Origin of the sequence: Pedococcus ginsenosidimutans, assembly GCF_039544395.1 — a bacterium.
In the GTDB taxonomy this organism is placed as follows: Bacteria; Actinomycetota; Actinomycetes; order Actinomycetales; family Dermatophilaceae; genus Pedococcus; species Pedococcus ginsenosidimutans.
In genome coordinates, this window is the sequence record NZ_BAABLO010000001.1 from 252,370 (window position 1) to 266,198 (window position 13,829).

The following is a 13,829-nucleotide window of genomic DNA, read 5'->3' on the forward strand; positions in this document are numbered from 1 at the left end:
CGAGGTCACTCCGAGGAGTCGCCCACCGTCTCGACGACGGGGAGCTCGATCCCGCTCGGGTGCGGCGTGCCGACGAAGGTGAACGTCGCCGACTTGCCCTCGCCGTCGGCGTTGACGAGCACCAGCTCGCCCGCCTTCAGCTCGCCGTACAGGATCTTCTCGGACAGGACGTCCTCGATCTCGCGCTGGATGGTGCGGCGCAGCGGGCGCGCACCGAGCACGGGGTCGTAGCCCTTCTTGGCCAGCGCGTTCTTGGCCTCGGTCGTGAGCTCGATGCCCATGTCCTTGTCCTTGAGGCGCTTGTCGAGCTTGGCGATCTCGAGGTCGACGATCGCGACGATCTCCTCCTGCGTGAGCTGGGGGAAGACGATCGTGTCGTCGACACGGTTGAGGAACTCGGGACGGAAGTGCTGCTTGAGCTCGTCCGTGACCTTGTTCTTCATCCGCTCGTAGTCGCTGCGGGTGTCCGCACCGGCCGAGAAGCCGAGCGAACCCTTGGAGATGTCCCGCGTGCCGAGGTTGGTCGTCATGATGATGACCGTGTTCTTGAAGTCGACCATCCGACCCTGGGAGTCGGTGAGGCGGCCGTCCTCGAGCACCTGCAGCAGCGAGTTGAAGATGTCCGGGTGGGCCTTCTCGACCTCGTCGAACAGCACCACGGAGAACGGCTTGCGGCGCACCTTCTCGGTGAGCTGGCCGCCCTCTTCGTAGCCGACGTAGCCGGGAGGCGAGCCGAACAGCCGCGAAACGGTGTGCTTCTCGGAGAACTCGCTCATGTCGAGCTGGATGAGGCTGTCCTCGTCGCCGAAGAGGAACTCGGCCAGCGTCTTGGCGAGCTCGGTCTTACCGACACCCGTGGGGCCGGCGAAGATGAACGAGCCACCGGGTCGACGCGGGTCCTTCAGGCCGGCCCGGGTGCGGCGGATCGCCTGCGACAGCGCCTTGATGGCGTCGTCCATGCCGACGATGCGCTTGTGCAGCTCGTCCTCCATGTGGAGCAGTCGCGAGGACTCCTCCTCGGTGAGCTTGAAGACCGGGATGCCGGTGCTGGCAGCCAGGACCTCGGCGATGAGCTCCTCGTCGACCTCGGCCACGACGTCCATGTCGCCGGACTTCCACTGCGACTCGCGCTCCGCCTTCTGGGCGAGGAGCTTCTTCTCGTCGTCGCGCAGGCTGGCGGCCTTCTCGAAGTCCTGGCCGTCGATGGCCGACTCCTTCTCGAGGCGCACGGCGGCGATCTTCTCGTCGAACTCCCGCAGGTCCGGCGGAGCGGTCATCCGGCGGATGCGCAAGCGCGCGCCCGCCTCGTCGATGAGGTCGATCGCCTTGTCCGGCAGGAAGCGGTCGTTGATGTAGCGGTCGGCGAGGTTGGCCGCGGAGACGAGGGCACCGTCGGTGATGGACACCCGGTGGTGCGCCTCGTAGCGGTCGCGCAGGCCCTTGAGGATCTCGATCGCGTGGCTGAGCGTGGGCTCGGCGACCTGGATCGGCTGGAAGCGGCGCTCCAGCGCCGAGTCCTTCTCGATGTGCTTGCGGTACTCGTCGAGCGTGGTCGCGCCGATGGTCTGGAGCTCGCCGCGGGCCAGCATCGGCTTGAGGATGCTGGCGGCGTCGATCGCGCCCTCGGCGGCACCCGCACCCACGAGGGTGTGGATCTCGTCGATGAACAGGATGATGTCGCCGCGGGTGCGGATCTCCTTGAGGACCTTCTTCAGCCGCTCCTCGAAGTCACCGCGGTAGCGGCTGCCGGCCACGAGCGCGCCGAGGTCGAGGGTGTAGAGCTGCTTGTCCTTGAGGGTCTCGGGCACCTCGCCCTTGACGATGTCCTGCGCCAGGCCCTCGACGACTGCGGTCTTGCCGACGCCGGGCTCACCGATCAGCACCGGGTTGTTCTTGGTGCGGCGGGACAGCACCTGCATGACCCGCTCGATCTCCTTCTCGCGCCCGATGACCGGGTCGAGCTTGCCCTCGCGGGCGGCCATGGTGAGGTTTCGCCCGAACTGGTCGAGCACGAGCGACCCCGCGGGGGTGCCCTCCTGCTGAACGCCGCCGCCGACACCAGCGGCCTGGCCCTCCTTGCCCTGGTAGCCCGAGATCAGCTGGATGACCTGCTGGCGCACCCGGTTGAGGTCGGCCCCGAGCTTGACGAGGACCTGCGCGGCGACGCCCTCACCCTCGCGGATGAGACCGAGCAGGATGTGCTCGGTGCCGATGTAGTTGTGGCCGAGCTGCAGCGCCTCGCGGAGGCTGAGCTCGAGGACCTTCTTCGCCCGGGGCGTGAAGGGAATGTGGCCGCTCGGGGCCTGCTGCCCCTGGCCGATGATCTCCTGCACCTGCTCGCGGACGGACTCCAGCGAGATACCGAGGCTCTCCAGAGCCTTGGAGGCGACGCCTTCACCCTCGTGGATGAGGCCGAGCAGGATGTGCTCCGTCCCGATGTAGTTGTGGTTGAGCATGCGCGCTTCTTCCTGCGCAAGCACGACCACCCGGCGGGCCCGGTCGGTGAACCGTTCAAACATCTCTTCTGCTCCTGCCTATCGAGATCACCTCGATGCTATCCGTGCGACACGCACCCCGCTCACGCCTTCCGGCGACCGATACCCGATCGGGACGCTTTCAGGCCGCGCGCGTGGTGCCTGCCGCGACGCTTGTCGGTGGAACGCGGGGCCCTGCACCCCTGTTCCCGACCCTGAGCCGAGTCGGCTCATGTTCGCCGTGAGCGGACGGATGCCGCCTCGTCAGGCCGCCGGGCCCTTGCGGCGCACCTCGTCGACGTGCTCCATCGCCTGCCTCAGCTCGGCGAGCCAGCTGTCGGACTTCTCGCCGACGAGGCGCACGCACCAGGCGAGGGCCTCCGAGCGCGACCGGGCGACGCCGGCCTCGACGAGGGTGTCGAGGACCTTGCGCTCCGGCTGGCGCAGCCGGGTCATGACGGGGGCGGCGAGGTGCGTGAAGAGCACCTCGGTGTCGCCGATGCGCACACCCCAGGAGACCTTGCGGCCGGAGAGGTGCTCGAGCTCGCGCGCGATCTCGATACGGCGCTCGCGCGTGTCCTCGCGGAAGGACGCGATACGCCCCCGGGCGGCGATCTCGCGCTCGGTGTCGTCGTCGGTGTCGAGGTCGGGCGCCGCCAGGGTGCCCACCACGAGGAGCTCGTCGCGGTCGCGGGTGACCTCGACGGGGCCGGTGAACCAGTCAGTGGGGAGTCGGCCGGCCAGCCAGGCTTCCGCTGTTGTCTTCGTTGCCATGTAACGATGATTACAAGATTACGAAGACGAAGCCAGCGTCGTCCGCTCAGGGCGGAACCGGGCGAGTGGCCGAAAGTTGCGCCGAGTACGGGCGGGCGGGCTTCGGCTCCCGGGCGAGTGGCCGAAAGTTGCGCCGAGTACGGGTGGGTGGGCGCCGGCTCCCGGGCGAGTGGCCGAAAGTTCGCGGGGTACGGGGCCTTGCGGCTAGCGCAGGTGTCGCTGGTCGCTGATCCGCTTGGCCTTGCCGAGCGAGCGTTCGAGGGCGTGCGGCGCCAGCACCTCGACGGCGACCGTCACCCCGACTCGGTCCTTGACCCGGGTGGCGAGGGCTCGAGCCATACCGGCCCGCTCCTGCTCGCTGGACGACGCCGAGGCGGCCTCCACCTGGACCGTCAGCTCGTCCATCCGGCCGGGGCGGGTGAGCACGCACAGGTAGTGCGGGGTCAGCCCCTCCACTGCGAGCAGCTGCTCCTCGATCTGCGAGGGGAAGACGTTGACACCGCGCACGATCATCATGTCGTCGGTCCGGCCGGTCACCTTCGCCATCCGGCGGAACTGCGGGTGGGCCGTGCCCGGCATGAGGGTGGTGAGGTCGCGGGTCCGGTACCGCACCACCGGCATCGCCTGCTTGGTCAATGAGGTGAAGACCAGCTCCCCCTCCTCGCCGTCGGGCAGCACCTCACCGGTGACGGGGTCGACGACCTCGGGGTAGAAGTGGTCCTCCCAGATGTGCAGCCCGTCCTGGGTCTGCCCGGACTCCTGGGAGACGCCCGGGCCCATCACCTCGGACAGGCCGTAGATGTCGACGGCGCGCAGGTTGCTGCGGCGCTCCACCTCCTCGCGCATCTGCTGGGTCCAGGGCTCGGCCCCGAAGATCCCGATCTCGAGCGAGGTGTCCTTGGGGTCGATGCCCTGGGCCTCCATCTCGTCGAGGATCGCCAGGAAGTAGGACGGGGTCACCATGATCACGCGCGGCTCGAAGTCGCGGATGAGCTGCACCTGCCGCTCGGTCATGCCGCCGCTGACCGGGACCACAGTGCAGCCGAGGCGTTCGGCGCCGTAGTGGGCGCCCATGCCGCCGGTGAACAGCCCGTAGCCGTAGGCGATGTGGACCATGTCGCCCGGTCGGCCACCCGCGGCCTCGATGGAGCGCGCCATCACCTCCGCCCAGGTGTCGATGTCCTCGCGGGTGTAGCCGACCACGGTGGGCCGACCGGTCGTCCCGCTCGAGGCGTGGATGCGTGACACCTGCTCGCGGGGCACCGCGAACATGCCGAACGGGTAGTTGTCGCGCAGGTCGGCCTTGGCCGTGAACGGGAAGCGGGCGAGGTCGGCCAGCTCGCGCACGTCGTCCGGGTGGACCCCGGCGGCGTCGAACGCGGCTCGGTAGTGGGGGACGTTGGCGTACGCGTGCGCGAGGCTCCAGCGCATCCGGTCCAGCTGCAGGGCCCGCAGCTCCTCCACCGACGAGACGACGTTGTCCATGGCGGTCAATGTACGACCTCGCCGGACCGCCGACGCACCCCCAAGGCCGGCGGTCGCCGACCGCTCGCTGCGAACCAACCTGAGAGTTTGCCGTGAAAGCCGACGGGATCCCACGACCCGGTGTCCGCCCGGGTGGATCGGACGTACGCTCGCAAAGGTGGACCCGGTGCCTGCACCGTCGGCCGTCGGCACCCCTGCAGGGCAGGAGGACGACGCGACCGGCCGCGCCGGGAGACGGTTCCCGAGGAAGCTGCTCGCCCTCGCCGCGGTCCTGCTCCTGGCCGGGCTCGCCCTCGTCGCCACGGCCCTCCTGCAGGGACCCGGTACGCCCGTCCTCACCCAGGCCGACGTCGACCGGAGCGTGCAGAAGGGCATCGCCGCCGCGCAGGAGCAGGCACGCAAGTCCCCCACCGACGCCACGACCGCGTACCGGGCCGCGCTGCCCTCCCTCGTGGTCATCCGGACGACGGGCGTCGGGGCGGGCGGCGCCCAGAACGGCACCGGTGCGGGCGTGGTCGTGAGCGCCGACGGCGCGATCCTCACCGCCCTGCACGTGGTCGACGGGGCCGACACGATCCGCGTGAGCTTCGCCGACGGCACCGAGTCGAGCGCCAGGGTCGCGGAGCAGGCAGCCTCCAGCGACACTGCCGTCCTCACCGCGTCGTCGCTCCCCAAGGTCGTCGTCCCCGCCGTGCTCGGCGGGGCGCCCCAGGTGGGTGACGAGGTCTTCCCGCTCGGCCACCCCCTCGGGCTCACGGAGTCGCTGAGCGGAGGGGTGGTCTCGGCGGTCGACCGGAGCATCCGCGTCGGAAGCGGCCGCACGCTCGCGGGCCTCATCCAGTTCGACGCGGCCGTCAACCCCGGCAACTCGGGTGGGCCGCTGCTCAACCGGGACGGCCAGGTCGTCGGCATCGTGACCGGCCTGGCCAACCCCTCCGAGCAGAGCTTCTTCGTCGGCATCGGCTTCGCCGTGCCCATCGCGACGGCCGGCGGCGTGGCCGGCAGCCCGCCGCAGTAGCCACCACCGCCGCCCGACCGACCAGCCACCACCACCGCCCTCCCGACCCAGCAACCAGCGCCGCCCGACCGACCGACCAGGAGACCCCATGGACCCGCACCGTCCCCAGCCCGGCCGACAGCAGCACCCCCTGGAGCTGGCGCTCTACGAGGTGAAGAAGACGATCGTCGGCCAGGACCTGCTCATCGAGCGGATGTTGGTGGCGCTGCTGGCACGCGGGCACCTGCTCGTCGAGGGTGTGCCGGGGCTGGCCAAGACGATGGCCGTCCGGACGCTGGCCCAGGCGATCGGCGGGGAGTTCCAGCGGATCCAGTTCACCCCCGACCTGGTGCCGGCCGACGTCATCGGGACGCGCATCTACAACCAGAAGGACGGCGAGTTCCAGGTCTCGCTCGGGCCGGTGTTCGCCAACCTGGTCCTCGCCGACGAGATCAACCGCGCCCCGGCGAAGGTGCAGAGCGCCCTGCTGGAGGTCATGCAGGAGCGGCAGGTGACGATCGGGCGCGAGACCTACCCGGCCCCGGACCCGTTCCTGGTCATGGCCACCCAGAACCCCATCGAGTCCGAGGGCACCTACGCCCTGCCCGAGGCCCAGGTCGACCGGTTCATGCTCAAGACCGTCATCGGCTACCCCACGCCGTCGGAGGAGTTCGTCGTCGTCGAGCGGATGACCTCGACGATCGAGGCGACCCAGAGGGTGCTCGAGCCCGGGCAGCTCGTGGAGTACCAGCGCCGCGCGGACGCGGTCTACGTCGACCCGGCGGTCATCGAGTACGCGGTCCGGCTGGTGGGGGCGACGCGGGCGCCGGCCTCGGTCGGGCTGCCCGACCTCGCGCGGTACCTCACCTTCGGGGCGAGCCCGCGCGCGTCGATCAACCTGGTGCTCGCGGCGAAGGCCCTGGCGTTCCTGCGCGGTCGTGACTTCGCCCGTCCGCAGGACGTGCGCGACCTCGCCTTCGACGTCATGCGCCACCGCCTGGTCCTGTCGTACGAGGCGCTCGCCGAGGGCATCGGCGCGGACGACGTGCTCGAGCCGGTCGTGGCGACGGTGTCCATGCCCGACGTGCCGCTGCGCGAGCGGCGGCCCCAGCCGAGCGAGGCCACGTGGAACACCGGCCCGCGCTGACCGCCTCCCCCCGCCCCGCGGGGACCTCCGCCCTCACCGCCGAGTCGCTGCTGCGGCGCCTCGAGTGGCGCGTCGTGCGCCGGCTCGACGGACGGCTCCAGGGCGACTACCGGACGCTCTTCCGCGGGACGGGCGTCGACTTCACCGACCTGCGCGAGTACACCCCCGGCGACGACCTGCGCCACCTGGACTGGAACGTCACGGCGAGGATGGACACGCCGTACGTGCGGGAGTACGTCGAGGACCGGGAGGTCACCTGCTGGTTGCTGCTCGACCGGTCGGCCTCGATGGGTTTCGGGCCGGTCGACCGGCAGAAGTCCCTCGTCGTCGCCGAGGTGGCCACGACCCTCGCCCACGTGCTGTCCCGCGGCGGCAACCGCATCGGTGCGGCACTCTTCGACGACCGGGTCGACGTGGTCCCGCCGGGCCAGGGCCGCAACCACGTCCTGCGCATCGCCGAGGCGCTGCTGCGCCCGCCGTCGACGGGTGGGGCGCGGACCACCACCGACCTGTCCGTGCTGCTGAGGGCGGGGCTGGGGCTCGCCCGGCGCCGTTCGCTCGTGGTCGTCGTCTCCGACTTCATCACCCAGCCAGGCTGGGAACGCCACCTCTCGCTGCTCGCCCGGCGCCACGACGTCGTCGCGATCCAGGTGGTCGACCCGCGGGAGTCCGAGCTCCCGGCGGTGGGGATGGTCTACGTCGAGGACGCCGAGACCGGCGAGCAGATCTTCGTGGACACCGACGACCCCGTGTTCCGTGCGCGGCTGCGCGCCGCCGCCACCGAGCGGCAGGACGCCCTGCTCGCGGCAGCGCGGCGAGCAGGTACCCAGGTACACACCGTGGCCACGGACGAGGACCTCGTGCGCGCCCTGGCGCGGATCTCGCACCTGCGAAGGCAGCAGCGGCGATGAGCTTCATGTGGCCGTGGATGCTCCTGGGCCTGCTCGCGGTGCCAGCGCTCGTCCTGGCGTACCGCGCACAGCACCGGGCGCGCGACCGCCGGCGCGCCGAGCTCGGGGCCCTCGGCCTCGTACCCCTGGGGGTCGGCACGTCGCGGGCGGGTCGGGGCAGGCACCTCGCACCCGCGCTGGTGCTCGCGGCCCTGACGGTGCTCATCGTGTCGCTGGCCCGCCCCACGACGAGCGTCGCCGAGCCGCACCGCGAGGGCACCGTGGTGCTCGCGTTCGACGTGTCGACCAGCATGGCGGCGACCGACGTGGCCCCCACGAGGCTGGACGCGGCGAAGGCTGCCGCCCGCACCTTCGTCGGCCGGCAGCCGTCGTCGATCCGGATCGGGGTGGTGGCCTTCGGTGACAGCGCGGTGGTGTCCCAGCAGCCGACCGACGACCGCCGCGCGGTACTCGCCGCGATCGACCGGCTCACCCCCCAGGGGGGCACCGCCGTCGGCCGAGGCATCGTCTCCTCCCTGAGCGCCATCGCGGGCAAGCCCGTGGAGGTGGGCGCGGAGCCGGGCGCCGGCGACGACGCCGACATCGGCTACTACGCGTCCGCGGCCATCGTCCTGCTCTCCGACGGCGAGAACACGACCGACCCCGACCCCAAGGAGGTCGCCGACCTCGCCTCCAGCGCCGGGGTGAAGGTCTACGCCATCGGCATGGGCAGCACCCGCGGCACGGTCCTGCAGGTCGACGGGTTCCAGGTCTCGACGGCCCTGGACGAGGCGACCCTGAAGCAGATCGCCGCGACCACCGACGGCGCCTACTACGCGGCGTCCGACGCCGGCTCGCTCGCCAAGGTGTACAGCTCGATCGACCTGGCGTGGACGGCCCGCACCCGCGAGCGTGAGGTCACCTCGTGGTTCGCCGCGGTGGCCGCGGCACTGCTCCTGCTGGGCGCGGGGGTCTCGGTGCTGCGTTCGGGGCGGGTGGTCTAGGTGCCCGGTCCGGTGTCCTTCGGCCTCCCCTACGTCCTGGTGGCCCTGCTCACCGTGCCCGCCCTCGTCGCGGTGTACGTGTGGCAGCTGCGCCGCCGGCGCCGGCAGGCTGTTGCGTTCTCGAGCATCTCCCTCATCAGGTCGGCCCTGCCGAGGCAGCGCACCTGGCGCCGGCACGTCCCGATCGGGCTGGTGCTCGCCAGCCTCGCCCTGCTCGCCGTGGCGGGCTCGCGTCCGCAGGTCCGGGCGCAGGTACCCGTGTCCAGCTCCGCGGTCATCCTCGCGGTCGACGTCTCGGGCTCGATGTGCGCGACCGACGTCAGCCCCAACCGCCTCGCCGCTGCGCAGGACGCCGTGCGGACCTTCATCGAGAAGCAGGACGACCGGACCCGCATCGGCCTGGTGGTGTTCTCCGGCTTCGCCCAGGTCGCCGTGCCCCCGACGACCGACCACGCCGAGCTGCGCAAGGCGGTGGACGGGCTCACCACGGGCCGCGGCACCACCATCGGCGCGGCCATCCTGAAGTCCATCGACGCGATCGCCGAGATCAACCCCGACGTCGCCCCCGCGGACACCAGCGGCACGACCTCGACCACCCCGGGAGCTCCCGGGGCCCCCTGGAACGGCGGCCCGTCGACGGGCACGCCCCTTCCCGGCACCCCCGCACCGAGGGCAGCGCGCACCGCCCCGGAGATCGTGGTGCTGCTCACCGACGGCGCCAACACCCGCGGCGTGACCCCCCAGGAGGCGGCCACCCAGGCCGCCGCGCGGGGTGTGCGCGTCTACCCGATCGGCTTCGGCACGACCGAGCCCACCCAGATGGTCTGCACCCGCGACCAGCTCGGGGGCGGCCTCTACGACGGCCCCGGGCAGGGGCTCAGCGGGATCGGGCCCGGCGGACGCAACTTCCTGGTCGTCGACGAGCAGGCCCTGCGCGAGGTGGCGACGACCACCGGGGGCGAGTACTTCGCGGCGAGTGACGCGGGCCAGCTGCAGGGCGTCCTCGCCGACCTGCCGAAGCACGTGCAGACGCAGGAGCAGCAGCTGGACGTCAGCGCGGCGTTCGCGGCGCTGGCGGCACTGGTGCTGCTCGCCGGGCTGGCGCTGGGGGTGCGCTGGGCGCCGTACCCCGGCTAGCCGGACGTCACTGGACGACGCCGGCTCAGCGGCGGTGGCGCTCGGCGCGCGCCCACACGTTGGCGCCGGCGCCGGTCAGCGGCGACGCTGGCAGCGACCGCACCAGTACAGGGTGCGGCCCGCCACCTCGCGCGTGCGGATCCGCGAGCCGCAGACACGGCAGGGCTCGCCCTGGCGCTTGTAGACGTAGGACGTCCGCGTCGTCAGGGGGTCGACGCGGCCGGCGGCCAGCTCCGCCCTGACCTGCTCGACCTGCTCGGCGACGGTGACGATCTTGCCGGTGGCCACCCCGAGCGGGAGCAGGTCGACGAGGTCGAGCCAGATGGCGTCCCAGCTGGTGCGGCGCAGCTCCTTGCCCGGGCGGAACGGGTCGATGCGCTGCCGGAACAGCACCTCGCAGCGGTAGACGTTCCCCACGCCGGCGAGCACCGCCTGGTCCATGAGCAGCTCGGCCACCGACCGCGCGGACCTCGAGATCTTGCGCCAGGCGAGCTCGGGGTCGGGTTCGGGGCGCAGCGGGTCGGGGCCGAGGCGCGCCGTGACCGACTCGACCTGCTCGGGGGTGATCACCGCGCACAGGTTCGGCCCGCGCAGATCTGCCACGTGGGCGTCGTTCGCGAGGCGCAGGCGCACCTGGCCGACCACCGGCAGCTCACCGGTGTAGGCCACCTGGTCGATGGTGAAGGTCCCGATGAGGCCAAGGTGCACGTGCAGCCACGCGTCGCCCTCGAACTCGGCGAACAGGTGCTTACCCCACGACGTCGCGTGCAGGAACGTGTGGCCCGACAGCAGGGCGGCACCGGCGGCGAACCTGCCCTGGGGGCTGCTCGCCTGCGGTCGGGTGCCGCGGAAGGCCGTGTCGAGGTCGCGGGCGAGGCGGTACAGCGTGTGGCCTTCGGGCATGCGCCCCATCATGCGGCAGGGCGATGAGTTCTGCCGGGCTCGGGGGTCTACCGGTGTGGAGAAACCCCATCGCCGCTGTCGGTGCGGTGGTGGACACTGTGGCGCACCAGACCAGAGGAGCGAGTGATGATCCATGCGCGGGGGCTCGTGCAGACCTTCCAGGCACGGGACGGCAGGAAGAAGACCGAGGTGCGCGCCGTCGACGGCGTCGACCTCGACGTGGCCGAGGGTGAGGTCGTCGGGTTCCTCGGCCCCAACGGCGCGGGCAAGACCACGACGCTGCGCATGCTGACGACGCTGCTGCGCCCGACCGCCGGCGAGGCGACGGTCGCGGGGTACGACGTGGTGCGCGAGCCGGAGCAGGTGCGCCGCAGCATCGGCTACGTCTCGCAGGCAGGTGGCGCGTTCAGCAGCGCGCGGGCCGGGGACGAGGTCGTCGACCACGGGATGCTCTACGGGATGAAGGGTGCCGAGGCGACGGCCCGCGGCAAGGAGCTGTTCTCCCAGCTCGACCTCGAGGGCCTGTGGACCCGCATGCCGAAGAACATGTCGGGTGGACAGCGCCGCCGCCTCGACATCGTCATGGGCCTGATCCACGAGCCGTCGCTGGTCTTCCTCGACGAGCCCACCACCGGCCTGGACCCCCAGGCCCGCGCCAACCTGTGGGAGCACATCGCCGACCTGCGCCGCAGGCGTGGGGCGACGGTGTTCCTCACGACCCACTACCTCGACGAGGCCGACGCCCTCAGCGACCGGATCCTCATCATCGACCACGGCAGGATCGTCGCGGCCGACACCTCCGACAACCTCAAGGCCCAGGTGGCCGGAGACCTCGTCGACCTCGAGGTCTCGGACGCAGACCTCGTCGCCGCTGCGGCCCAGCGCCTCGACGCGATCGCCGAGGCCCCGCGCCACGGGCTCCAGGGGGTCGAGATCGACGGCAACCACGTCCGCGGCCGGGTCCAGCGGGCCGGGAAGGCGGTGCCGGGGCTGCTGCGCGACCTGCACGACGCCGACATCGCCCTCGAGTCCATCGAGGTGCACCGCCCGACCCTCGACGACGTCTTCCTCACCCTCACCGGCCGCTCGCTGCGCGACGCCGCCGAGACCGACCCCGCCGGCGCCGCCGGCTCGACCTCCGAGAAGGGGATCTGACCGATGCGCTTCCTGCGTGAGTCCTACATCGTCTTCCGCCGCCAGCTGCGGATGAACCTGCGCAACCCCGCGTGGGTCATCATCGGCATGCTCCAGCCGATCCTCTACCTGCTGCTGTTCGGCCCGCTCCTCAAGCCGCTCATCACCCAGTTCGGGGCGACCAACGCCTACACGTTCTTCGTGCCCGGCATGCTCGTCCAGCTCGGCATCTTCGGCGCCTTCTTCGCCGGGTTCAGCCTCATCGGCGAGTGGCGCGAGGGGGTCATCGAGGCCGAGCGCGTCACCCCTGCGAGCCGCACGGCCCTGCTGGTCGGTCGCCTCGTCCGCGACATCCTGCAGCTGCTCGTGCAGGCCCTCATCCTCGTCGGCCTCGGCTACGTGATGGGGATGCGCGGCTCGGCCGCCGGAATCGTCTTCGGCATCCTGCTGACCCTGCTCGTCGGCGGCGCCTGCGCCGCGGCCTCCAACGCGCTCGCGCTGACGACCAAGTCCGAGGACGTCATGGCCCCGGTCATCAACATGGTGATGATGCCCGTGCTGCTGCTGTCCGGGATCCTGCTGCCCATGACGATCGGCCCCAAGTGGCTGCTCAACGTCTCGGACTGGATGCCGTTCCGCTGGGTCGTGGACGCGGTGCGTACGGCGTTCGCCGGCGACTTCGCCACCTCGCCCATGGTCTGGGGCTCGGTGTGGGCTGCCGTGCTGTTCGTCGCCGCCGTGGCCTGGGGTACCGCGACCTTCCGCAAGGAGAACGCCTAGCGGGGACGTCGGCCCGAACTGCCGACCACCCCGCGCACGATCCCCGTCACGCCGGGGTGCGCGGGAGGCGGCTGCGGTTCGGGCCGAGGCGCCGGAGCACCAGGCCCACGCCGAGCAGGCCGGAGCCGAGGAGACCGAGGAGCACGCCGTTCGAACCCGTGGCGGCCAGCTCCGGCCGGGCAGGCGCCGTGTCCGCCGGGACGACGGGGGTGTCGGCACGGGGCGCGCCGCCGGCCACGGGCCGGGCCACCACCGCGGCGGGCAGGATCCGGACGCGCACCGCATCCTGCAGCTGCGTCGTCGCGGTCGGGTCCCAGCGAGCCGACATCGTGAACACCCTCCCCGCGGCACCGGACAGCGCCTCGAGCCGGAAGCTGTACGTCTTCGTCCCCCCAGGAGGCACGGTCCCACCTGCACCGCACTGGTAGGAGGCCGGATCGGTGCCGCAGGTCGGTGGCAGGGAGACCCAGCGGAACAGCTCCCCACCCCCGCCCGGCCCCGAGTCGCTCATGATGACGGAGCCCCGGAACTCGTCGCCCACCGCGACGTCACCGTCGTTTCGCAGGTGCACCACGACCGTGAACACCTGGCCCTCCCGCGCGGTGGCCGGCGCAGTCACGTCCACGTGCGCCTCCAGCGGGACCACGGTCACGGTCGCCGTGGCCACGTCGTCACTGGGGTCGGAGTCGCCCGGCACCGGGTCGACCGTTGCCGTGAGGTCCAGCACCTGGCCCGCTGCCGCGGCCGGGTCCACCGTCACCCTCATCTGCGGCCTGGCCCCTTCCGCGGGGCTGGTGCAGTGCACGGTCCGTGTCGCTGCGGAGACGGTGCACTGACCGTTGGATGCCTCGACCGCCAGGCCTTTGGGGTAGGTGACGCTGAAGCCGAGATCAGCCCCGGCCGGCGGGGTTCCCTTCACGGCGTAGCTCGGCGTGAGCAGGACCCAGCTCCCGGGCGGAACCTGTGCAGCAGGGATGTCGAAGGCCAAGCCCGCGTCGAAGTCGGCGGCCGCGCGCACCTCGGACGTTCCCACCCGTAGGGCACGTGGCCCGGGTGGGAACGGCGCTGGCGCCTGCTCCGCCGATGCCACCCCCTGGCCCGTCA

12 protein-coding genes are annotated in these 13,829 nt (G+C 71.7%); 7 read left to right on the forward strand and 5 right to left on the reverse strand.

Going from position 1 to position 13,829, the window contains the following annotated elements:
• Nucleotides 1-5: 5 nt before the first annotated feature.
• The 3 genes from ABEA42_RS01300 to paaK all read right to left on the reverse strand — a co-directional run bounded on the left by ABEA42_RS01300 (nt 6) and on the right by paaK (nt 4,733).
• A complete protein-coding gene (locus tag ABEA42_RS01300; RefSeq protein ID WP_056882089.1) occupies nt 6-2,519 on the reverse strand; it encodes an ATP-dependent Clp protease ATP-binding subunit in 2,514 nt (837 codons plus the stop codon).
• A 219-nt stretch (nt 2,520-2,738) separates the two neighbouring features.
• Complete coding sequence (locus tag ABEA42_RS01305) at nt 2,739-3,248, reverse strand: hypothetical protein (protein ID WP_345500614.1); 510 nt, start codon at nt 3,246-3,248, stop codon at nt 2,739-2,741.
• A 204-nt stretch (nt 3,249-3,452) separates the two neighbouring features.
• Nucleotides 3,453-4,733: a phenylacetate--CoA ligase PaaK gene (paaK, locus tag ABEA42_RS01310; RefSeq protein ID WP_345500615.1), complete on the reverse strand. Its 1,281-nt coding sequence runs from the start codon at nt 4,731-4,733 to the stop codon at nt 3,453-3,455.
• Nucleotides 4,734-4,899: 166 nt separating this feature from the next.
• Between paaK and ABEA42_RS01315 the strand changes: the two genes are divergently transcribed.
• The 5 genes from ABEA42_RS01315 to ABEA42_RS01335 all read left to right on the forward strand — a co-directional run bounded on the left by ABEA42_RS01315 (nt 4,900) and on the right by ABEA42_RS01335 (nt 9,908).
• A complete protein-coding gene (locus ABEA42_RS01315) occupies nt 4,900-5,751 on the forward strand; it encodes a S1C family serine protease (RefSeq protein ID WP_345500617.1) in 852 nt (283 codons plus the stop codon).
• A gap of 88 nt (nt 5,752-5,839) precedes the next feature.
• Complete coding sequence (locus ABEA42_RS01320; RefSeq protein WP_345500619.1) at nt 5,840-6,877, forward strand: AAA family ATPase; 1,038 nt, start codon at nt 5,840-5,842, stop codon at nt 6,875-6,877.
• Complete coding sequence (locus tag ABEA42_RS01325) at nt 6,856-7,788, forward strand: DUF58 domain-containing protein (protein ID WP_345500620.1); 933 nt, start codon at nt 6,856-6,858, stop codon at nt 7,786-7,788. Before ABEA42_RS01320 ends, ABEA42_RS01325 begins: the two co-directional genes overlap by 22 nt.
• Nucleotides 7,785-8,771, forward strand: coding sequence for a VWA domain-containing protein (locus ABEA42_RS01330; protein ID WP_345500622.1), 987 nt, complete (start codon nt 7,785-7,787; stop codon nt 8,769-8,771). Before ABEA42_RS01325 ends, ABEA42_RS01330 begins: the two co-directional genes overlap by 4 nt.
• Before the next feature lie 12 nt (nt 8,772-8,783).
• Nucleotides 8,784-9,908 (forward strand): VWA domain-containing protein, encoded by a 1,125-nt coding sequence (locus ABEA42_RS01335; protein WP_345500623.1) that lies wholly within the window; start codon nt 8,784-8,786, stop codon nt 9,906-9,908.
• A gap of 75 nt (nt 9,909-9,983) precedes the next feature.
• On the opposite strand, the gene ABEA42_RS01340 is transcribed toward ABEA42_RS01335, so the two are convergent.
• The gene (locus ABEA42_RS01340) at nt 9,984-10,811 is read right to left on the reverse strand and encodes an Fpg/Nei family DNA glycosylase (RefSeq protein ID WP_345500625.1); all 828 of its coding nucleotides are present in this window, start codon (nt 10,809-10,811) and stop codon (nt 9,984-9,986) included.
• 126 nt (nt 10,812-10,937) lie between these two features.
• Between ABEA42_RS01340 and ABEA42_RS01345 the strand changes: the two genes are divergently transcribed.
• Complete coding sequence (locus ABEA42_RS01345; RefSeq protein ID WP_345500626.1) at nt 10,938-11,966, forward strand: ATP-binding cassette domain-containing protein; 1,029 nt, start codon at nt 10,938-10,940, stop codon at nt 11,964-11,966.
• Between the two features lie 3 nt (nt 11,967-11,969).
• Complete coding sequence (locus ABEA42_RS01350) at nt 11,970-12,725, forward strand: ABC transporter permease (RefSeq protein WP_345500627.1); 756 nt, start codon at nt 11,970-11,972, stop codon at nt 12,723-12,725.
• Nucleotides 12,726-12,771: 46 nt separating this feature from the next.
• On the opposite strand, the gene ABEA42_RS01355 is transcribed toward ABEA42_RS01350, so the two are convergent.
• On the reverse strand, nt 12,772-13,758 hold the full coding sequence (locus ABEA42_RS01355) for a hypothetical protein (protein WP_345500628.1): 987 nt from the start codon (nt 13,756-13,758) through the stop codon (nt 12,772-12,774).
• Nucleotides 13,759-13,829: the final 71 nt, after the last annotated feature.